This window comes from Aquimarina intermedia (assembly GCF_008124785.1).
Classification (GTDB): domain Bacteria; phylum Bacteroidota; class Bacteroidia; order Flavobacteriales; family Flavobacteriaceae; genus Aquimarina; species Aquimarina intermedia.
The window spans coordinates 210,571-231,771 of record NZ_VNHU01000002.1 but is presented as its reverse complement, the minus strand read 5'-3'; the positions used below and the strand labels follow the sequence as shown (position 1 = coordinate 231,771).

Annotated in this window: 14 protein-coding genes; 8 read left to right on the top strand and 6 right to left on the bottom strand. The window is 38.6% G+C overall.

The annotated features are described in order from the left end of the window. Position 1: 1 nt before the first annotated feature. The 3 genes from porG to BD809_RS03685 form a co-directional block, all read right to left on the bottom strand. Entirely contained in the window at positions 2-679 is a 678-nt protein-coding gene (gene porG / locus BD809_RS03695) for a type IX secretion system protein PorG (protein ID WP_148781600.1), read from the bottom strand. 99 nt (positions 680-778) lie between these two features. Next, positions 779-1,663 carry an NAD kinase gene (locus tag BD809_RS03690; RefSeq protein WP_148781599.1) on the bottom strand — a complete coding sequence of 295 codons (885 nt, stop codon included), beginning with the start codon at positions 1,661-1,663 and terminating at the stop codon, positions 779-781. A 21-nt stretch (positions 1,664-1,684) separates the two neighbouring features. After that, positions 1,685-2,341, bottom strand: coding sequence for a CBS domain-containing protein (locus BD809_RS03685; RefSeq protein WP_148781598.1), 657 nt, complete (start codon positions 2,339-2,341; stop codon positions 1,685-1,687). Positions 2,342-2,439: 98 nt separating this feature from the next. Between BD809_RS03685 and BD809_RS03680 the strand changes: the two genes are divergently transcribed. From BD809_RS03680 to clpX, 8 genes are all read left to right on the top strand, one after another. Beyond that, positions 2,440-3,153, top strand: coding sequence for a pyridoxine 5'-phosphate synthase (locus tag BD809_RS03680; RefSeq protein ID WP_148781597.1), 714 nt, complete (start codon positions 2,440-2,442; stop codon positions 3,151-3,153). Between the two features lie 40 nt (positions 3,154-3,193). Further along, positions 3,194-3,961 (top strand): alpha/beta fold hydrolase, encoded by a 768-nt coding sequence (locus BD809_RS03675; RefSeq protein ID WP_148781596.1) that lies wholly within the window; start codon positions 3,194-3,196, stop codon positions 3,959-3,961. Positions 3,962-4,075: 114 nt separating this feature from the next. Further along, entirely contained in the window at positions 4,076-5,338 is a 1,263-nt protein-coding gene (locus BD809_RS03670) for an OmpP1/FadL family transporter (RefSeq protein WP_148781595.1), read from the top strand. A gap of 17 nt (positions 5,339-5,355) precedes the next feature. Beyond that, positions 5,356-6,942 carry a G-D-S-L family lipolytic protein gene (locus BD809_RS03665; protein WP_317130848.1) on the top strand — a complete coding sequence of 529 codons (1,587 nt, stop codon included), beginning with the start codon at positions 5,356-5,358 and terminating at the stop codon, positions 6,940-6,942. Between the two features lie 101 nt (positions 6,943-7,043). Further along, a complete protein-coding gene (locus tag BD809_RS03660) occupies positions 7,044-7,385 on the top strand; it encodes a phage holin family protein (protein ID WP_148781594.1) in 342 nt (113 codons plus the stop codon). A 92-nt stretch (positions 7,386-7,477) separates the two neighbouring features. Next, a complete protein-coding gene (gene tig / locus BD809_RS03655) occupies positions 7,478-8,800 on the top strand; it encodes a trigger factor (protein WP_148781593.1) in 1,323 nt (440 codons plus the stop codon). Between the two features lie 99 nt (positions 8,801-8,899). Beyond that, positions 8,900-9,574: an ATP-dependent Clp endopeptidase proteolytic subunit ClpP gene (clpP, locus tag BD809_RS03650; RefSeq protein ID WP_148781592.1), complete on the top strand. Its 675-nt coding sequence runs from the start codon at positions 8,900-8,902 to the stop codon at positions 9,572-9,574. A 72-nt stretch (positions 9,575-9,646) separates the two neighbouring features. Then, on the top strand, positions 9,647-10,879 hold the full coding sequence (gene clpX, locus BD809_RS03645) for an ATP-dependent Clp protease ATP-binding subunit ClpX (RefSeq protein WP_148781591.1): 1,233 nt from the start codon (positions 9,647-9,649) through the stop codon (positions 10,877-10,879). A gap of 509 nt (positions 10,880-11,388) precedes the next feature. On the opposite strand, the gene BD809_RS03640 is transcribed toward clpX, so the two are convergent. The 3 genes from BD809_RS03640 to BD809_RS03630 are packed head-to-tail and all read right to left on the bottom strand — an operon-like array spanning position 11,389 to position 21,179. Next, positions 11,389-14,355 carry a T9SS type A sorting domain-containing protein gene (locus BD809_RS03640; protein ID WP_148781590.1) on the bottom strand — a complete coding sequence of 989 codons (2,967 nt, stop codon included), beginning with the start codon at positions 14,353-14,355 and terminating at the stop codon, positions 11,389-11,391. Between the two features lie 4 nt (positions 14,356-14,359). Continuing rightward, a complete protein-coding gene (locus BD809_RS03635; protein ID WP_148781589.1) occupies positions 14,360-16,441 on the bottom strand; it encodes a fibronectin type III domain-containing protein in 2,082 nt (693 codons plus the stop codon). 10 nt (positions 16,442-16,451) lie between these two features. After that, a complete protein-coding gene (locus BD809_RS03630) occupies positions 16,452-21,179 on the bottom strand; it encodes a hypothetical protein (protein ID WP_148781588.1) in 4,728 nt (1,575 codons plus the stop codon). Between the last annotated feature and the right edge of the window lie 22 nt (positions 21,180-21,201).

Below are 21,201 nucleotides of genomic sequence, written 5' to 3'. Positions count from 1 at the left end.
TTTAAAAAACACAGTAACATGGCATTCTTCCCCAGGTAAATGACAATGTCAATCCTGTAAATACATACCAGTCATTATTATCAAGGTTACCAAATCTGGCTCCTATATCATCTTTAGGATTACTTCCGTCAAGATTATCTGTAAACGTATAGCGCGCTCCAATTTCTGCTCCTAAAACAAATTTACGGCCTAACGTTTTCTTTATACCAAGCACCATAGGAATTGCAAAGGTCCAGGCGTCGTTTATTTTATTGATTTGGTCATCTGTATTAAGTGCCAAATTGTTGTAGTTTAAGGCGGTGATACCTGTATACAAGTAGGGGGTGAACTGGGGTCTGCCATCATAAAGATACCATTCCCAAAAGTTATATTCCATTCCTACTGAGAGTTCTTTTACTGTATTAGAAAAACTATAGCCGCGTTGTGCCCGGCGATCATCACCTTTTGTGTCATTGGCTTGTAATCTAGCGTATAAAAAAGATGCTCTAAAGGCATGTCTTTTGCTCCGGTTCCATTTTCCGATGGCTCCAATACCAATAGCATTAGGAGCAATATAGGTAGAAGCTCCGACATCACCGATGTAATTAGCGCCACCCGCCATGAGGCCAACCTCATAGGTTTGAGCTAGACTTAAGTGTGTAAAACACGACATGAAAATAAGGACTAGTAAGTATCTCATAGATTTTCAAAAGTTTGCAAATATAACAATAAACTCAACGACACAAGAATTTGTGCTAAATAGTATGATTTTAAAACATTTTTTAGTTCAGTTTATTGTCTAATTACGTTTATCTTCTCCCCAAAGCATTTTTTTTCTCAACGTTTTTAGAAAATTATCATCTTCCAAAACTACCATATTTATCTTGAATGGGGCTTTTTTAATGATTACCGTAGTATCATTGGGTAGCGTATGGATTCTCGAGTCTAAGGACACTAAGTAGTCATCTTCTCTACCTGATATCTGTAACTTGATTTCTGTATTATCAGGTATAACTAAGGGTCTGGCGTTAAGATTGTGAGGTGCGATAGGGGTAAGAACCATACTCTCTGCATCAGGCATTATCACCGGTCCGCCACAACTCAAGGAATAACCTGTGGATCCGGTTGGGGTGGATACAATAAGACCATCTGCCCAATAAGAAGTTAAAAATTCTTCATTAAGACTGGTGTGTACTGTAATCATCGAGGTGGTGTTTCTACGACTAACCGCGATCTCGTTCATTGCAAAATTAAGAACACCAAATTCCTCTGTTTCGGGTATGGTTTTTATAGTCACCAAAGTTCTCGGAGAGATATAGTACCGCTGATTAAGTATCAACTCTATACTATCTTTGATCTCTTCCTTTTGAATGGTGGCCAAAAAGCCTAAGCGCCCCGTATTTATACCTGCAATGGGGATCCCTAAATCACGCACGTAGGTAATTGTTTTTAAAATCGTTCCATCGCCACCAATACTAAAAAATAAATCATAACTATGATCCAGCTCTTCGAAGGTGCTAAAATGTGAATACGATTTATCAATGTCTTCATGAAGATGAATAAGCTCCAAAAAGTTTTTTTCAATGACAACCTCTACATTGTTTTTGTCTAATGTTTCTAATAATTGCTGAATGTAAATACTCGAATTAGGATGATAAAACTGACCGTAAATACCAATCTTCATTATGCGAAGGGTGTTTAAAAATTAAATGTTTAAATATTTCTCAAGGTACTTAGAACGCTCTTTTAAATTTTCCAAAAAACTATCTTCACTATGTTTTGAAACAATCTCATAACTATACCTTCTAAAGGTTTGTACAATATTATTGAGGTCGGTATCATTAATTTTAACTGTAACCTGAACACGATCATCCGTGAAACTGGAAATAAAAAGACCTAATATTTTTGCGTTATTGGACTCTATAATCTGAGCAACTTCGCTAAAACTATAGTCTTTAGTTCCTTTTTCTACTACCAGAATGTTACCCGGTTCACTTAAGAATGGGGTTTCATTAAACATGCTCATAATATCATTAAGTTCGTAAAAGCCCAAAAATGCATTATTTTGATCAAGTACAGGCATGATATTGCTGTCATTTTGTGCAAAGAGTTCTAAGATATCCAGCCAATTTGCATCTTCTCTGGTGTAAAAACCCTCCAAGGCGTATTGATAGAAATCCAATGACTTGTCAACTTCAAAACAACGAATATCCGTCTCAGATACACAACCCAAATAAATAGAGTTCTTTACAACAGGAAAATGGGTGTAGGTGAGTTGATTAAATAACTGCTGCGCTTCTTTTACAGTTGATGTGGTAGACAGCGGGGCAATTTCCTTCACTATGTAAAATTCTGTTTTCATATTTGATAGCGCTATTTCATGCAAAATAATCAAAAAAATGTAACCGTGGCGGCTTCAACTTTGTATTTTTGTTAATTACCATAATTACATCAAAAACTATGACAAAGTTAAGTGTTAATATAAATAAGATTGCCACATTGCGTAACTCGCGTGGAGGCAACACTCCCGATTTGTTAAAAGTAGCAACAGACGTACAGCGATTTGGTGCCGAAGGTATTACCATCCATCCCCGACCCGATGAACGTCATATCAGGTATCAGGATGCTTACGATTTGAAACCTATTGTGACTACAGAATATAATATTGAGGGAAATCCCATTCCAAAATTTGTGGATATGGTACTGGCAATACAACCAACTCAGGTAACGTTGGTGCCTGATGCAGTTGATGCGGTCACGAGTAATGCAGGTTGGGACACAATTAAACACGTATCCTTTTTAAAAGAAGTTATTCAGGAGTTTAAGCGTAATGACATTCGAACATCCATATTTGTTGATCCCGATATTGCAATGGTTGAGGGAGCCAAAGCGACTGGTGCAGATCGCATAGAGTTATATACCGAAATGTTTGCAGAAGAATTTAAAAAAGGGAATAAGGAAGCCGTGGAACCCTACACGATTTGTGCAGAAAAAGCGATTGAACTGGGGATAGGTATAAACGCAGGACACGATTTGTCTTTGGATAACATTAAATTCTTTAAAGAAAATGTCCCGCAACTTTTAGAGGTCTCCATCGGACATGCTTTAATTTGTGAAGCTTTATATCTTGGGATAGAAAATGTAATTAATATGTATTTACACCGTCTCAAATAAGGGTGCGCATTCACTTATAAACTTGTAAACCAAATACGGTATGAAATTATACGCTAATATCATCGGATCCGGAAAGCCTTTTATAATTCTGCATGGCTTCCTGGGAATGGGGGATAACTGGAAAACACTAGGGAAGAAAATTGCTGGTCATGGGTTTGAGGTTCATTTAATAGACCAACGTAATCATGGTAGAAGCCCCCATAGTGATCAATTTAGTTATCCAATTTTAGCTCAGGATCTCGAAGAATATTGTGATGACAACGAACTGAACGATATAATTTTATTGGGGCATTCCATGGGAGGAAAAACGGCTATGTTTTTTGCGAGTGAAACGCATGTGAGAATACGCAAGTTGATTATTGCAGATATAGGGCCTAAATTTTACCCGCAGCATCATCAGGATATTTTGATGGGATTAGAGAACCTTCGTACGACAGCGTTGACCAGTAGAACGGATGCGGATACTATGTTAAGTGAGTTTGTTCCTGAAATGGGGACAAGACAATTTTTATTAAAGAATTTATACTGGAAGTCAAAAGAACGATTAGGGTTACGAATGAACCTTGAAGCACTTACCAAAAACATTAATGAGATTGGTAAGGAGCTTCCGACAGCATACAAGTATCCAGGAGAAACTTTATTTCTTAAAGGAGATCGCTCCAATTATATCTTGCCCATTGATGAGGAAGGTATTAAAAAACACTTTACAAACTCAGTTATCAAAGAAATCTCAAAGTCAGGACATTGGTTGCATGCCGAGAACCCCAAAGATTTTTTAATTGAAGTATTGGAATTTGTCAATAAATAGCTTTAAAAAGCTATGTATGCATAATATTTTGTTGATTTCGTTGGATAATTGGTATTTTCTATTAAATTTGAAACTATTATTTTACAAAATTCAAAAAAACAATTCCGATCAATTATGAGAAAACTATTATTATTAGTTCTATTCGTTTTGGTAAGCTCGCTTACCTATGCCGGCGGATATAGAGTTAGTGTGCAAGGACAGAGAGCTATGGCCATGGGTCATGCAGGAGTGGCTGTTGTGAATAGCGCTGAATTAGTGTTTTTTAACCCTGCGGGTCTTGTATATCTAGAAAACAAATTAAATGTTAGTGTAGGTGCCAGTGGGGTATTTACCGATGTTATTTATCAAAATGAAGCCCTGGGTATTTCTTCAGAAACAGATAATTCTGTAGGAACACCTTTTAACGTATATGCTTCTTACAAAGTGAATGATTGGATGGCACTTGGTTTAGGTGTGTATACACCTTACGGAAGTGAAGTAATTTGGCCAGATGATTGGTCAGGATCACATTTAGTAAACAATATTGATCTTGCGGCAGTTTATATTCAGCCAGTAGTATCGTTTAAATTATCAGACTACTTTAGTATTGGTGGAGGACCTATTTTTGTGACCGGTTCGGTGAATTTTAACCGTAATCTAAGTAGAACGCTAACGGATATTGATGGAAACAGATCTGAAGTAACCATTGATGATAGCGGAGTGAATAATTGGGGATGGAGCGTGAGTGCCATGTTTAACCCATCAGAAAAACTACGTTTAGGATTCTCGTATCGTAGTGAAATCATTTTAAAAGCTGAAGACGGAGAGGCTGTTTTTGAAAACGTGCCTAACTCTCCGGCTGTCCCGGCATCTAACGGGACTACTACTTTTGATGCAGAATTACCTTTACCTGCTGAGTTAACGGTTGGATTAGCGTATGAATTCTGTGACAAATGGTTATTTGCTTTTGATTTTAACAGACAATATTGGAGTGTGTATGAATCATTAGATATAGATTTCAAAAATACGGATGCTAATCCGGATTCAAAAAATCCACGTAACTATAAGGATTCTTCAGTATACCGTTTTGGTTTACAGTACGAGGCAACTTCAAAAATTACTTTACGAGCTGGATACTATCGTGATGAATCACCTGTGCGCCCTGGATATTTCGCTCCGGAAACACCACGTAATGATTCAGATGGATTTACAGGAGGTTTAAGTTTTGCAATCACACCTAAACTAGCAATCGATGCCTCATTTTTCTACTTGAGATTTGAAGAAGTTGATGCGAGCTATGACTTTAATGCAGATACCAATGGACAGGCAGTTCCGTTTGAAGGTACTTATAAGTCAAGTGCATTCTCACCTGGTTTAGGATTAACGTATAAATTGTAATTGAAAATATTAAGAAGATGATGAAAAATAATATAAAATATCTTGCTATTCTAGCGCTTGGAATAGTGGCTTGTGAGCCAGAATTTGACAATCCGATAGAAGAATCAGACGTATATGTAAGTGGAGAGGCTGATTACTCAAACTATGTAGCTTTAGGAAATTCTCTAACAGCCGGTTATGCTGATGCCTCATTGTATATTACAGGTCAGGAAAATTCATATCCGAATATTTTGGCACAGCAATTCGAGTTTGCCGGTGGTGGCGAATTCAAACAGCCGTTAATGGCGGATAATACAGGAGGATTGCTTTTGGGCGGAACTCAAATTCAACCCAATCGATTGGTGTTGGCTTTTGATGCCGAAGGAAACCCTGGTCCTGCTGTGTATACGGGCGGACAGGCTTCGACCGATGTTTCGACTACTTTAACCGGGCCCTTTAATAATCTTGGAGCCCCTGGAGCAAAAAGCTTTCATTTAGTGGCTGAAGGCTATGGGAATGTTGCCGGAGTAGCAGCAGGTTTAGCAAATCCGTATTATGCACGTTTTGCCTCAAGTGCAAACGCTTCTATTATTGGAGATGCTGTATCACAAAACCCAACGTTTTTTAGTCTTTGGATTGGTAATAATGATATTCTTGGGTATGCAACCTCAGGAGGTGTGGGTGTAGATCATAATGAAACAGGAAACCTGGATCCGACAACTTATGGGAGTAACGATATTACCAATATCAATGTTTTTGGGAGTGTATACAGTCAGTTAGTTGCTGGTTTAACAGCCAATGGAGCTGAAGGTGTGGTATTAAATATACCTGATGTAACTTCTATTCCTTATTTTACAACAGTTCCTTTTGCGCCTTTAAGTCCGTTAGACCCTAATTTTGGGCCTCAAATACCGACGCTTAATGAAACTTATGCTGGCTTGAATCAAGCATTTGCCTTTTTAGGTGTTCCAGAAAGATCAATAGTATTTTCTGAAACTGCTGCTAGTGCTGTGGTGGTTAAAGATGAAAATCTTACAGATCTAACAGCTCAGCTTACACAGGTGCTAACACCTTCGTTCGGACCATTAGCTCCGATCTTAGCAGCTCAGTTTGGTCAGGCGCGTCAAGCTACAAGTGCAGATTTACTAGTTTTAACTAGCTCTAGCATTATCGGACAGGTTAACACTGATAGGTTAGCAGAATTAGTAGGTCTTGGATTGACAGAGGAAATGGCAGGTGAATTTTCAGTGAATGGAGTAACGCTTCCATTAACAGATCAGTATGTATTAACGCCAGAAGAACAAGCGTTAGTTTCTTCAGCGCAAGCTTCGTTTAACGCAACGATAAAAGCAATCGCAGATGCTAACGACTTGGCGTTTTACGATGCTAATGCTGCTTTATCACAAATAGCAAATGGTGGTATTGCCTATGATGGTGGTGTAATCACTTCACAGTTTGCAACTGGTGGCGCCTTTTCATTGGATGGTGTGCATCCAACACCGCGTGCACATGCAATATTGGCTAATGGTATATTAGATGTGTTAAAGAAAAAGTACAAAACAAATGTACCTAAGGTAAAAGCCGGTACATATGGTACGGTTACCGTGAGTAATGATGTGAACTAAAACGTTCCTTAAGTTTATAATGAAACCTGCTAAGACACTTTCTTAGCAGGTTTTTTTATTGGACAGATTTTGTATCTTTCGTTTTTTTTAAATTCAATATCATGAAATTTATATTAAAAATTATTCTTAGTGCGTTAGCTGTTATGATACTGGCAGAGATTCTTCCGGGCGTTATGGTTGTAAATTATGTAAGTGCTATCATCGTAGCTGTAGTTTTGGCAGTCCTCAATGCTGTACTCAAACCCATCTTAGTAGTATTGACCTTGCCGGTTACGATTCTGACACTTGGGTTGTTTTTGTTAATAATAAACGCCGCAATAATTCTAATCGCAGATCACTTTATTGGAGGGTTTAATGTGAGTGGGTGGTTGTGGGCATTGATCTTTAGCGTGTTACTCTCAATATTCCAATCTATTTTATATTCACTTCTAAATAAAGAATAAAGGCAACTGTTATTCAGTTAGTTAAAACTTTGTTGGGATATAAAAAAGTATTACTTTTGCATCCCGATTTTTAAGTAGAAAAAGTAGAGATAATGAATATTTCAAAAGAACAATTAGACGAATTAAATGCTGTAGTTACTGTAGATATTGCTAAAGCTGATTACAGTGATAAAGTAGAAAAAATATTGAAAGACTACCGTAAGACGGCTAACATTCCTGGTTTTAGAAAAGGACATGTGCCTATGGGCTTTGTAAAGAAGCAGTACGGTAAAGCAGTGCTGGTTGATGAGGTAAATAAACTATTGCAGGATGCATTAAATAAATATCTTACCGAAGAAAAACTTGACGTCTTAGGAAATCCTTTACCTAAGGAGCAAGAAGATTTTAATTGGGATGCAGATGATTATTCATTTCAATTTGAATTAGGCTTAGCTCCTGATTTTGAAGTGAATATCAATGGTAAAGAGGCTATCACGCATTATAAGATCGTCCCTACAGAGGAGATGATCGATAATCAGGTAACTACTATGCAAAAACAATACGGAAAATTGATTGCTAAGGATGCTGCTGAGGCTGGTGATGTTTTATCCGGTACTTTTGCGAATGAAGAAGAGGCTATTGAGAATACTACGACTGTAGAGCTTGATAAAATTAAAGGAAAGAAAAATCTGGACAAATTTATCGGAGCTAAGGTAGGCGATGTGATTACGGTTAAGACTAAAGGTTTATTTGAAGATGATCACGATCTTATCGCTGCTTTAAAAATAGACCATGACAAAGCACATGATTTGAATATTGAGGTTACATTTACAGTAACTGAGGTTAATACGCAAGAGCTTGCTGAGTTAGATCAGGAGTTGTTTGATAAACTATATGGTCCTGGGACAGTAAAAACCGTTTCAGAGCTTAAAGACAAAATCAAAGCAGATGCTGAACGTCAGTTTGAGCAGCAATCTGATCAACAATTGTTGAATGCTGTGACAGAGAGTATGCTCGAGAATACTAAATTTGAATTACCGGCTGAGTTTTTGAAAAAATGGATTCAGGTAACCGGGGAGAATGCTTTATCAGAGGACGAAGCAAAAGATGAGTATGAAAAGAGCGAAAAAGGATTGCGTTATCAACTGATCGAAGGGAAAATTATTAATGAGAATAACCTACAGGTTACCTTTGATGAATTAAAAGCGTTTGCTAAGGATTTAATTAAGTCTCAAATGGCACAATTCGGTCAAATGTCTCCAGAGGATAAAGAGCTTGAAGATATTGCTGCACGTATTTTGTCAAATCAGGATGAGGTAAAACGTATTTCTGAACAATTAATGAGTCAGAAAATGTTAACGTTTTACAAAGAGAATGCTAAATTAAAGACAAAAGAGGTTACTTTTGATGAGTTTGTTAAGGAGGTTTACAAATAATTCTTCGACCAAACTATAAGAATTTATACTTATATTTAAGGCGTTTAACCGGTATAGGTTTGCGCCTTTTTTTAAAAATAAATTACTCAAAAAAATACTATGGATTACGGAAAAGAATTTGAAAAATATGCCACCCAGCATCACGGGATAAATAGTAACTATTACAATCAAATAGTTAGTAGTATGTATCCTGTAGGGATGACTCCAAATATTATCGAGGAACGTCAAATGAATGTTGCGATATTCGATGTGTTTTCTCGTCTTATGATGGATAGAATTATCTTTTTGGGCACAGGAATCAATGACCAGGTTGCTAATATTATTCAGGCGCAGCTATTGTTTCTGGAAAGTGTAGATTCTGCAAAAGATATTCAAATCTATATCAATTCTCCCGGAGGAAGTGTGTATGCAGGTCTTGGAATTTATGATACGATGCAGTTTATAAAACCTGATGTAGCAACAATTTGTACGGGTATGGCTGCTTCTATGGGAGCTGTATTACTTTGTGCCGGTGAAAAAGGAAAACGTTCCGGATTGCCTCATAGTCGTGTGATGATTCATCAACCGCTTGGAGGAGCTCAGGGTCAAGCCAGTGATATAGAAATTACAGCAAGAGAAATCCTAACGTTGAAGGAAGAGTTGTATAGAATTATCGCAAAACATTCTGGTCAGACCTATGAGAAGGTATATGAAGATAGTGATAGAGATTACTGGATGAAGGCAGACAAAGCATTAGAATACGGTATGATTGACGAAATTCTTACCAGAGATTAACAAATATGCGCTATTTTGCTACGTTGTGTAAGTTACAGTAGTAAAGTACCACTAATAATGAAATAATACATTATGCCGAAAGAAGACTTAGAATGCTCATTCTGCGGGAGGAAAAAGCCTGAAACCAATCTGCTTATTGCAGGATTAGATGCTCACATTTGTGATCGTTGTATCGTGCAGGCTCACGGGATTGTGGTTGAAGAGGCTAAAGATGAAGACACAGGAGAGCTGAGTAGTGAACTCATGCTACGTAAGCCAATGGCTATCAAAAAGTTCTTGGACGATTATGTGATCGGTCAGGAGTTTACTAAAAAAGTAATGTCTGTAGCGGTTTATAATCACTATAAACGCTTATTACAACCGGTAACTGATGATGATATCGAAATCCAGAAAAGTAATATTGTCATGGTTGGGCAAACCGGTACAGGAAAAACGCTGATTGCCAAAACTATTGCCAAAATGTTAAATGTACCCTTAGCAATTGTTGATGCTACAGTTCTTACTGAAGCCGGGTATGTGGGGGAAGATGTAGAAAGTATTTTGACACGTCTTTTGCAAGCAGCAGATTACAATCTGGAAAAAGCGCAACGAGGTATTGTATTTATCGATGAAATCGATAAGATAGCACGTAAAAGTGATAATCCAAGTATTACACGTGACGTATCGGGAGAAGGTGTGCAACAAGCCTTACTGAAACTTTTGGAAGGAACTGTAGTAAACGTTCCGCCAAAAGGTGGGCGTAAGCATCCGGATCAAAAGTTTATCGAGGTAAATACCGAAAATATACTTTTTATAGCTGGAGGAGCTTTTGATGGGATCGAAAAGATCATCCAGAAACGTCTTAATATGCAAGCGGTTGGATTTAGCGCTTCAAAAAGTGAAGATGTGATCGAAAAAGATAATATGTTGCAATATATTATTCCTAAGGATCTAAAAGATTTTGGGTTGATTCCAGAAATTATTGGACGTTTGCCTGTATTGTCGCATATGAATCCTTTGGATAATGAAACTTTGCGTTCTATTCTAACAGAACCCAAAAATGCAATCATCAAACAATATCAAAAACTGTTTGAGATGGATAATATTGAGTTTTCCGTTACTGATGGTGCTTTAGATTATATTGTTGATAAGGCAGTGGAGTATAAGCTTGGTGCGCGTGGATTACGTTCGCTTTGCGAGGCAATCCTTACAGATGCTATGTATGAAATGCCGGATAGCAAGGATACAGAATTTAGAGTAACTAAAGATTACGCAGATAAGAAGTTAAATAAATCAACAATTAAAAAACTAAAAGCAGTTTCTTAAGTACTTGATTTAACTATATTATACCCATTTAAAAAAACGAAAGCCAGAGCTTTCGTTTTTTTGTTTTACAGTAGATACATTCTTAATTGATGGCTAAAAGACCTTCTGCAATTGAGAGTTAGCCATGCGTCAATAGGTGTTACCCCTTAATGAGGTAGATATAAGGATCGATTAAATACTTCGATGGATCACAATTAAGGGTGTTAGCCTTATAACAAGCGGTTATTTGAATATATAGCAGCCCTTGGAGGCTTAAATTATCGCTTTCTTACTCAATTTTGGAGCCTCTTAGCCCTTAATCAACTGCTTTGAAGCAGTAATGTAACGCTTCGCATTACTTATGTGCTATATACAGCTAGTATAACAGGGGGTATTCTAATGATTTAATCTTATTTTAAAGGGTCGTTCACGAGAAGTGCTCATTTTTTTGTGCTTTACAAACGTATAATGATATCTCGTCACTCGTTTCTGTTCTGTTTGAATTGACGCTGAAGGTGATAATTTATAATTCATTCCACCACAATCTTTCGTACATAATTTTTTTCAGGAGATTGTATAAGTAAGAGGTAGACTCCTGTTGCTAAGTTTCCTTTAAGATTGATCGGAATGGTATATGCTTTGCTCCCTGTGTTGGATGCGGAGTAAAGCAACGAATTATTTACCATGCTGAACAGTTTGATATCCACCGGTGCTTCTTTCTCAAAGGTCAGGTCGATTGTAAAATCTCCTTGTGAGGGATTAGGGTAGAGACTTAGCTCGGCGTTTCCATTATTTTTTTTATCAAAAGAAGCGGCATGTACTTCGATAGTTTTCGTAGCGAAAGCTTCACATGCGCCAATGGTTGTTTTCATGATCAGCTCATACGTCCCTGCCTTTTCAAAAGCAATTTCTGCATAACCTTCTGTACTTTCTGTAATGATCACTTCTTTGGGTAATAGCCATTCTACGGTATCCGGCAAGGGGTTACTTACATCGACCAGGATAAAGCTTTCTGTAGCAAAAAGGTCAGATGGCACGACAAATTCCGGTAGAATAGCCTGGTCTAATACGACTACATCAATACTACTATTTATTTCGCACCCTAGCGCTGTAGTTACCGTAACACTATAAAGTCCGGTTTTGTCTATAGTGATTTGTGAGTTTTGACTGCTAAACCCGTTATCAGCCTGCCATACATAGCGAGCCATTGGATCGGTAATAAAAGCATCGACTGTATGGGTTTGATCTTTACATAATACTTTGTTATCGCCCAAGTCAATAGTATAGAGCAGCGAAGGATCACTGATGGTTACAATACGTTCTAAAAAGGGATTGATCAGTGCACATCGATTTTCATCAATAATATTTAAGGTATACACTCCGCGACTTAAATCATCCACCGTAACGCCCGTGCTATTATGAGGAATGTTCTCTAACACTTGTTGAAAAGCAGGATCTCCCTCTTTAAGAAGTTCGAGAGTATAGGTACCGGTTCCCCCCAGAATATCAAAAGTCATACTTCCTGAGGCTTGTCCGATACAACGAGCTTCCTCCAGCGTGATGTTTTGAATAAAGAAAGGTTGCGGTTGTATAATCTCGATTTCGGTTGACAATACCACAGGATTGGTATTCTGCGGATCTTCCGTATTATCAGCAAGCTGTACTTGATAGTTGCCACCGGAAAGCATGGTTGCTTCAAAAGTTTGCGTTTCATCAAGGAGTACAGGCGCTCCATAAGCTTCAAAGACGTCTAGTTCGTTTTTACGTAGTAGTTGATATTGATAAGGCGGAATCCCTCCGATAGCTTTGGCGCTAATCGTACCATCATCATTAGAAGTATTATTATCTCCACAAATCACATCGGTTTTAAGTAGTGTATCAAAAACTAGTGGTGGAGGCTCACTTACAATAAATTCGGAGCTTTCAGTACATCCTTTCCCATCGGTAATGTCGAGCGTATAGGTAGCTGCAGGCAAATCTTCAAGATAGATCTCAAAGGTAGCGGTATCGGGATTTGCCGTAGTTGCAGGCGGGATAGTAACCACAGGATCACTACGCCAGCTGTACGTATAGGTAGGTCCGCTACTCACGGGAGTGCCGCCTTGCACAGTTGCGATGATAGCTCCATTAGCACGTCCTGCATAAGTAGCATCCTTGGTAAGTCCGTTTATAACAATAGGAGTGGCAGGCCTGATGGTTTCTGTAGTAGACGGATTGCCTCCAGATGTTCCTTCACAATCACCGGCATCTGTTAGCTGAATCGTATAAGTTCCCACATCAATATTATCAATGGTAACAGTATTTCCCGAAAACGCAACCTCATTTCCGCCATCAATTATATATCGATAGGGCGGAGTTCCGGCTTGATTAGGTACTGTAATGGTAATACTTCCTTTGGTTTCTGATCCCTGGCCATTTACACAAGGTGCATCAGAAGAAGTGGTAGAAAAAGTTAATGGGTTGGGTGTACCAACTGTTATATCACTTGGATAGGTTTCAAAGCCCTGCGGTTGGTTTCCATTTTTTCGATATTGATATCTGATACGGTATGTTTTAGCAAATACTTCATAAGATGTATCAATAACCGTTGGTTTCCAATCATACACAAAACGTGTTCCTACCTGTCTAAACTGACCTCTTTTAATCTCTGTTTGATGTTGAGGACCTAAAATACCGTTGCTCTCTATTGGATACAATGAAAGATCGATACTATCATTTGTGTCAATTAACTCATCAAAGTATAAGCCAAACCATCCATCATCATTTCCCGGACAACTTACATCTTTGGGCTCTACCAGTTCTAAAAGGGGAGCACATGGAGAGTATAAAATCGTATAGGTTGAGGAAAACGCCCTGCCGCGTCCTAATCTAAAATAAATGTTTTTACGCAAATAATTTCGATGATTAGCTCCTATAATCTCCTGCATGGTCGCCGATAGGCTATAAGTATTATTATAATTAGTAGGTACACTTGTCCAATCTACATTATCCAACGAATATTCCCAATGATAAGCTTCAATAGGAAAACGTCCATTACCAGAGGTAGGTAAACCATTTAATATTAATTGATCGCCCATACATAAGGTGCTAGCATCTGGAGATACTCCTAAGGAACCTCGAGATATTCTCATGTTTGGAATTAATGTAACTTCTGCTGATGTTGCACATCCTGAAACAGATTGGATGCCTCGTATACAATGTTCGAGAGTGTTGTTAAGATCTGTATTTCTTGACTGACATTCCACCGGCAATCCTCCAATATTTTCATATGAAGATTCTATTAAATCTAAATTATTAAAACCTGAAATTATTACTGTCTCATTAAAACTATTTTGATATGTTCGGAAATTAGGAGAAGAATTGTTAATGACAATATTTACGCTTCCTCCTTTAGTTCTACTATTATTTATTGTGCCTTTCAAGTTTAAGGTGTAATCTTGTGCTATTCCACTCAAACAAAACAATAAAAACACTAAAAAACATACTACCTTCTTCATACCATCAATATTTTAATTTAACCGAGCTCCACTTAGAATACCTTCCATCTTCAAAAATCGCACGAATCCTATAGGTGTAGGTAGAGTTAATGGTGAGCTTCGTATCGGTGAATAGTTTGGTGCCTTTGGGTAAAACTTTGTACAAGGTAAGGGGGGCGTCATTTACTTTACGATAGAGTTCGTACGAGGTAATTTGCTCTCCTTTTGCTCCCCAACTCAAAACAATTGATTTTTCAAAAGTATTTATCGCCCCGTATAAACCACGAATACTATTTTTTGGCCCAGTACTAGAAACACGCAAAGAAACCGGCGATCCCGGTTGAGATTCTAAGCCGCTCTCATCTCTGGCAATAATAATATAACTATACGAATTCCCTTCCTCAACATTGGTATCCTCATAGGAACGGTCTGTAAGGTCATCGGCTTGAAAAACTAATTGCCAAGTAGGATCGCTTAATTGTTTGCGATAAATGTAATGTGCAGCTACATCATCACTGGAACTATTTGCCCAGCTTAATTCTACGGTTCCCTCATCTGTAGTAAAGGTTTTAAATACCGGTGGGGTCGGCGGAATGATATCCGGTTTTTTCAACACTAATACCTCAGAAGCCGGAGACAGGTTGTAGCGTTGATCCACCGCTACAATTTTGTAAAACACCTTACTGTTTAGACTTTTTATATTAACTGTATCCACAAAGGTCGGATTCATTTGCGGAGATTGTGTGAGCTGAGAAAACTCTTCCTTAGCTAAGTTTCCGCGAAAAACGCGATATCCCAGCAAATCTTCTTCATTGTTTGCCTTCCATTGTAGGGTAACAACTCCCGTGCTATCTACACGACCTTCTAATTTTTCAGGTTTCGCCGGCGGAATTGAATCTACGGGTTGTACCAGCATGGTAAAAGAATCACGGTAATTATTATTTTTACCATTCGCCGTAATTTTAAAATAATTTGAAGCCCGAAGTTTTGTATAACTAATTTTACGAGCAGTAGGAGGAATGTTTTCGACTACAGGAATATAGGCTCCACGATCTGTATCGGATCGTTTTAAGGTAAATCCTTTTATATCTACATTTCCTTCTTCAGGAAACTCCCAGGTGAGTTCAACTTCACTTTCAGATTTGAATGTTTTTGAGAGTAAATGGGGTACAAACTTTAGTACTTTCTTTCCTTCTCCGGTTACCACATTGGACATAGGGCCTACTTCTCCAAAAGAGGATACGCCTTTAATTCTATAAAAATATGCTTTGTCATTAGCGATAGAATCAATATAGATCGTTCGATCATTTTCAGATTTTTCTTTTTGAATAGCTGTATATGGTAGATCTCCTAGTTTGCTAAACCGCTCGCCGTCTTCTGAGCGTTCGATAATATAACTGTTATAAGTGTTCTTTAACAAGGTAGAATTCCACGATAACAGAGTGCTTTTATCCTGAAAAATACCAACAAAATCTACAGGTTCCGGTAAAGGTTCATAATCTATAATACCTGTAAACACACCACCTTCTTTTATTTTTAACTCCGTAGTTGGTGTATTGGCGATTACTTTATAAAGATATTTCTCATTAGGCTTTACAGCAGTATCAATATACCCTAATCCGGCTTTTTGTGCGATATTAAAGTCTTGATCTGCTGCGTACAATCCAAAAGCAAAACGTTGTTGTGTTTCTTCGGCTTTATTAATTATCGAAGCCATACCACCCCCGCCTTGTACTACAAAACTTTCTCCCCATAAGGCTTGTGCCATCGTAGCACCAAAATCATTAATTTCGGATAAACTTTCCCATTCCATCATCGGCACAGGTTTAAAATTTTGTCCTATAATTAGTTTTTCCGGTTTAGGCAACGTTTTTCGATCTCGCGAAATGGTATAACGCTCTAATGTATACCCGTAACGATTTCCTTTGATCCATGAGATGGGTGTATTGGCAACCCATCGTAACATGATTCGATCTTCTTGAGGTCTGGAGATCACTTTTACTTCGTGCGTAGCTTCTTTGGTCTGGCCAAATGTGAAGTACTGAGTACCCAGTACTAAAAGGACAAGAAGGACGGATGTTTTATATGATAATTTAAAAATTGACATGTTTATTTAATTAATTTGGATTCACATACATAAAGTTGCTTCGCGTTCCTGCTTTTCCGCCCGGCAGTACATATTGGTATTTGGAGTTGTAGTTGCCTTTCTTTATATAAGGAAAACGACCATTGATGATGTAATCATATTTTGCAACCTGTGTCGCATAGGTGTCCGGATCATTTAAGTAGGCATTCACCACCTTATATTGTATATCAATAAAATCTCTTTTAAAATAAATGGGTAAATTATAGGTATGTGGCATTCGGGTATCCAAGTAGTCACTGCTTGGCTGACTCTCGAGATACGAATGATACCAGGTTAATTGATCCATCCCTTTTTTGGGAGGTAATCCCATGAGGGAGATGTCCCGATCCACGGTTAATGAATCATTGATCGGATAATCCTTATAAACTAGTGGATACACCTCTTCCTCATAATAGGTGTTGTTCGAAAGGATGGCTTCTACTTTTACCAATGCCTTACCACCTGAATATTGAGTGCCTGATAATTCAACTTTATCAAAAGGTTCACTTTTACGCACCACTGCTTTTAGCTTGTGTACATCTGCGTAAATTATTTCACGTAAGGGAGAACGAAACTTTTTATCTTTCATTTTTGCGCTAAACGAATCGTGTTCGCTGGTAGCAAAACTATAGCTAAGCATTTCTATGGTCTCAGGATTGGTAGTTAATCCTTCAATCGTATTGCTTTTGGTTTCTACAGTGTTTCCGTTACCTACATCTTTACTTTTATAATTACTATTTACACTTCCTTTGGCTGCCGCAGGGGGTAAGGTGAGAAGCACTGCTTGGTACTGCATCGAGTTTGACATTTCAGGTAAGCTGAAATTAACTTGCTTTTGTCCTACATTATACGATAGATTACTCTCTGTAGCTTTTTCATTGTCGTCAATAAGATAAGCACGTTGTGCCCATCCGGCTTGTAATTGAAAGAGATACCCTTGTCCTCGTTTTAATTTGATATACCCATTTGGATGTTCTTTTGGTAAAAAGTATTGCTGTTCAATTACCGGATAACAATACTCAATATTGGTTAACGGAATGTAATCAGGGGCTGTACCCGTCGTAAAACTTAAACTTTCTTCTTCTTTTAAAAGCTCCCCGTTATGTGTTACCGGTGTCCATCTGCCATTTATTTTTTCTTCAAAGGCTACCGATACAAATAAACTTAGTTGTTCTTCCGGCGGTAATACTTCTGTCGAAGTAAAACTGAGCAAGTCATTGTATTCATTCCAGGATTGTTCACCTCTCAAAATACGTCCGGAATTATCTTTTAACCAAAAATCATCTAGTTTAAAACGATATTCATGCACTTTATACTCTTCATCTTCAATACGAATGGTACTCCCTACCGCCATATTAAAAGATACTTGCGGTACAGCGAATACATCGATATCGCGCATATCTTTTCTAGGTTTCACATCAGCAATTATTTTGATATCACCAAGGGGTGATCCTCCACTAATGATATCACACTCTTCTCCAAACTGCATTTCAAATCTAAAGCGTCCTTTTATGAGACCTCCTAAGACGTTGTAATAACCACCTAGATAGCCCTTGATCCAAACCGGGTTAGGTAGTTTTGCTTGCATCAGCGTTGCGGCACCGGCTTCGATAATCGGAATTCGTCTACGTTTTCCAAAAAGTTTAAATTTTATACCCATCGATCCTTGTAGGTAGACATAACTCTGACCATTAGCATACCATCCATTGACACCGATCTGACCGCTGCCTCTACAGATGGTATCTCCATAATCTTTTACCATAATGTCAAAACCAAATCCTGCATTAAAACGTGCATACAAGAACAAAAACGTCATGTCGCCGGTATCAAAATCAAAGCTGGATCCAAATGCGATTCCGCGTCCCCCGCGTAAGGCATTTTCATCACGCATATAATCCAACTCTGCGGCGTCCATACCTAAAATTTTAGCAACCTGAGCTGGAGGTGGAGGAGAAGCCGGCATATAATCTCCCATCATAAAGTAACTCTCGGCCCTAAGAGCTACGCTACCAATTCCTACTTTTAAACCAATAGGATCAGTGGGGGTTCCCACATGGATATACCATTCGCCCGGACCGAAATGAACTACTGCCCAACCGGCACGTCCGCCGGCACCCACACCTTTGAACACTCCACCAAAAACATCAATGTATAATTCAAAAGTACCGTGAAAAGTATCTTGCGTAAAGTCAAATTCTATAGCGACATAGGCATTTAACCCTTTTTGACCGGTCATAGTAGCCGGATATATTGCTTTAGAAGCTTCGATTAAGTTTGATTCCTTCAGTTGATTTTCAACACCATCAGGAAGTTGAGATTCATTTTCTACAATACCTCCAAGATTTTCGCCCATTTCATCACCTGCATCATCGTAGCCCGGGGTTTGCAGCATATGCGCTTCGCCATACAAGCTTATTCTATTGATACCGCCATGACGGTTAAAGGCAATTTCGAATCCAAAACCACCGTTGACAGCATTACCACCGCCTGTGACTTCAAATAACATCATCGCTTTAACGCCCAGACCACTGTTTTCATCAGGAACATATTTTACACCAGAAGTACCGATGCCCATATTGGAACTATACCCATCTTTACGCATACGATACGAAGCGCCGCCGCCAAATCCGGTGACGACAAACCCGGTGGGTATAACTAAGTGCAGCCCTTCTACTAATCCATCTACATACCAATACCTAAAGGTTGTTTTACCAAAAGTTGCATTAATAGTAACCGCAATACCTCCTTTAAACGTAGCTTTAACTTGTCCGCTAAAACCATCGCCATAAACCGGATCATTTTCTCTAAACTCAACAAAGCCTTCGATTAAAAAACCGACATCGGCAGCGATGTCAATACGGCGTAATCTAATACGTTTAAATTTCCATTTTTCCAGGCCTTGATTTTCACCGAGCTCACCTTCTACAGAGAGGCTTGTTGCACCGCTAAAACCACCATCACTATCCATCAAATTGATGGCAATAGTAAAGTCCAATGCTGCAATTTCGCCATCGGCTCGAATCGCAATTTCTGATATCGATGCAGGGAAACTCCCTACTTTTACTTCGCCTTTATAGCCCGCATAGCCAATTTTTAGTTTTGGACTAACGGTTTGTAGTTGAAAGTGTTCAAAGAGAATACCCTCAAAATCGGCGGTTGCGGTTGATGATCTGGATCCGTTGTTGGAGCCCTTAATCGCTAAATTTCCATGTAAAACAGCTTTTGGGCGAAATTTACCATCGTCTAGTTTAAGCTCAATGATACTATTCTCGGTAATGGTTGCCCGCGCTTTAAAGAGGTCAAATCCTAAAGATTCTGTCGGACTGGCGGTCAAGGTATATTCATTAGTTGATGCGTCAATTAATGCGGTATAGTCTAAGGCAGTGGTGTCACTTTTATCAGAACTTCCTCCTTGATAAGTAGAAACAGGAAGTACCATTTTACCTCCAAAACCACCACCGGCAAAGGTGCCGGCTACAAATATTACTTTAAAACTATCTACCGAGAATTGCCATCCTCCGGCGGTTCCTTTATCCAACGGTAAGACGTTATTGGCAGAAAAAGTACCCGACACTCCGTTATTATCAATAATCAATTTTTCGGCACCAAAGCTGATACGTTCGCTGTTATTTTGTTTTTCAAATTGTTTGGGAAGTACCACAGTCAAAGATTCGACATATACTCCTTGCCAGATATCCTCTTCTCCCGAAATCATATACTTTTCCTGATAGCCCTCCGGCCATTTTATAGCAGCTGAGTTACGTACGTCACTAAAATCCAATACGGCGGTATTTACCTCAAAAATGGTATTTTTTAAAGAAGGGATTTGAAATCTTGGTAAGTTGATCTCTACCAAAATATCGTTCCAGTCACTGGCTACGAGTTCAAAGCTAGTAGTAACTTTCTTTTTTATGTTGGTTTTACCAATAGTGGAGTGGTCAATCTCATTAGCTGCGGTAACAGGGAGTATTTTTTCTCTGGAAAACTCTACATTTGCGGCAATTCCTAATTCTTTAAAACCATTGCAATCAATGGTTACATAGGTTTTTTTATTAAGGTTACTGGTTTTAAGATCATACCCACCTTGTAAGACCATCAATACACTTTTACCCTGTAGTCGTACCGGAAAATCACCCAGTAGCACTAAATCTGCCGAACCAAACAACCCACCTTTGTGGGATAGTTTTACGCCGCTGGCACCGAAAAATAATTCTTTTTGTTGCCCGGTTTCATCAATTTGAGGCAGTTTAAGACGTACAAAAATTTCTAACTCCGAATAGTCCTTACCCAATTTGATTTTACTCACCCCCATAATAAACTCAGAGCTACCAATCTCTTTTTTGATTCCTATGGGGAGGGTAACCGGAGTTTCTCCGGTTAAATAATCGGTTAAACTCTCCAAAAACTTATTTTCTGCAACCAACTCATCAATCACTGTTTTTGCTTCTGATCGTAAGGCGTTGACCGTCGTATCCATCTCAAAGCGGGTATATAATTCGCTCTGTGCAAAATCACGAACCGTTGGCGCTGCGGACAACTCTTTAAGTTGGGTGTCCACTGCCAGATCTAACGCTCCAAAAGACCGTTGTAACTGCACCGGCGGTAATACTGGCGTAGTGGTTGTGGCTGTGCTGGATTTCGTTTTTTCTTTATCACCAATACCGGCAAACGTAGTGTACGTAAGAAGTAAGGTAAGTATAAGTAGGTAGAAGTGTTTCATGCGTATTGGGCTTTGTTGGTAT

Bases quoted from the DNA above. Each gene is read 5' to 3' on its own strand.
- porG (WP_148781600.1), bottom strand. From the start codon at position 679: ATGAGATACTTACTAGTCCTTATTTTCATGTCGTGTTTTACACACTTA.
- BD809_RS03690 (WP_148781599.1), bottom strand. From the start codon at position 1,663: ATGAAGATTGGTATTTACGGTCAGTTTTATCATCCTAATTCGAGTATT.
- BD809_RS03685 (WP_148781598.1), bottom strand. From the start codon at position 2,341: ATGAAAACAGAATTTTACATAGTGAAGGAAATTGCCCCGCTGTCTACC.
- BD809_RS03680 (WP_148781597.1), top strand. From the start codon at position 2,440: ATGACAAAGTTAAGTGTTAATATAAATAAGATTGCCACATTGCGTAAC.
- BD809_RS03675 (WP_148781596.1), top strand. From the start codon at position 3,194: ATGAAATTATACGCTAATATCATCGGATCCGGAAAGCCTTTTATAATT.
- BD809_RS03670 (WP_148781595.1), top strand. From the start codon at position 4,076: ATGAGAAAACTATTATTATTAGTTCTATTCGTTTTGGTAAGCTCGCTT.
- BD809_RS03665 (WP_317130848.1), top strand. From the start codon at position 5,356: ATGATGAAAAATAATATAAAATATCTTGCTATTCTAGCGCTTGGAATA.
- BD809_RS03660 (WP_148781594.1), top strand. From the start codon at position 7,044: ATGAAATTTATATTAAAAATTATTCTTAGTGCGTTAGCTGTTATGATA.
- tig (WP_148781593.1), top strand. From the start codon at position 7,478: ATGAATATTTCAAAAGAACAATTAGACGAATTAAATGCTGTAGTTACT.
- clpP (WP_148781592.1), top strand. From the start codon at position 8,900: ATGGATTACGGAAAAGAATTTGAAAAATATGCCACCCAGCATCACGGG.
- clpX (WP_148781591.1), top strand. From the start codon at position 9,647: ATGCCGAAAGAAGACTTAGAATGCTCATTCTGCGGGAGGAAAAAGCCT.
- BD809_RS03640 (WP_148781590.1), bottom strand. From the start codon at position 14,355: ATGAAGAAGGTAGTATGTTTTTTAGTGTTTTTATTGTTTTGTTTGAGT.
- BD809_RS03635 (WP_148781589.1), bottom strand. From the start codon at position 16,441: ATGTCAATTTTTAAATTATCATATAAAACATCCGTCCTTCTTGTCCTT.
- BD809_RS03630 (WP_148781588.1), bottom strand. From the start codon at position 21,179: ATGAAACACTTCTACCTACTTATACTTACCTTACTTCTTACGTACACT.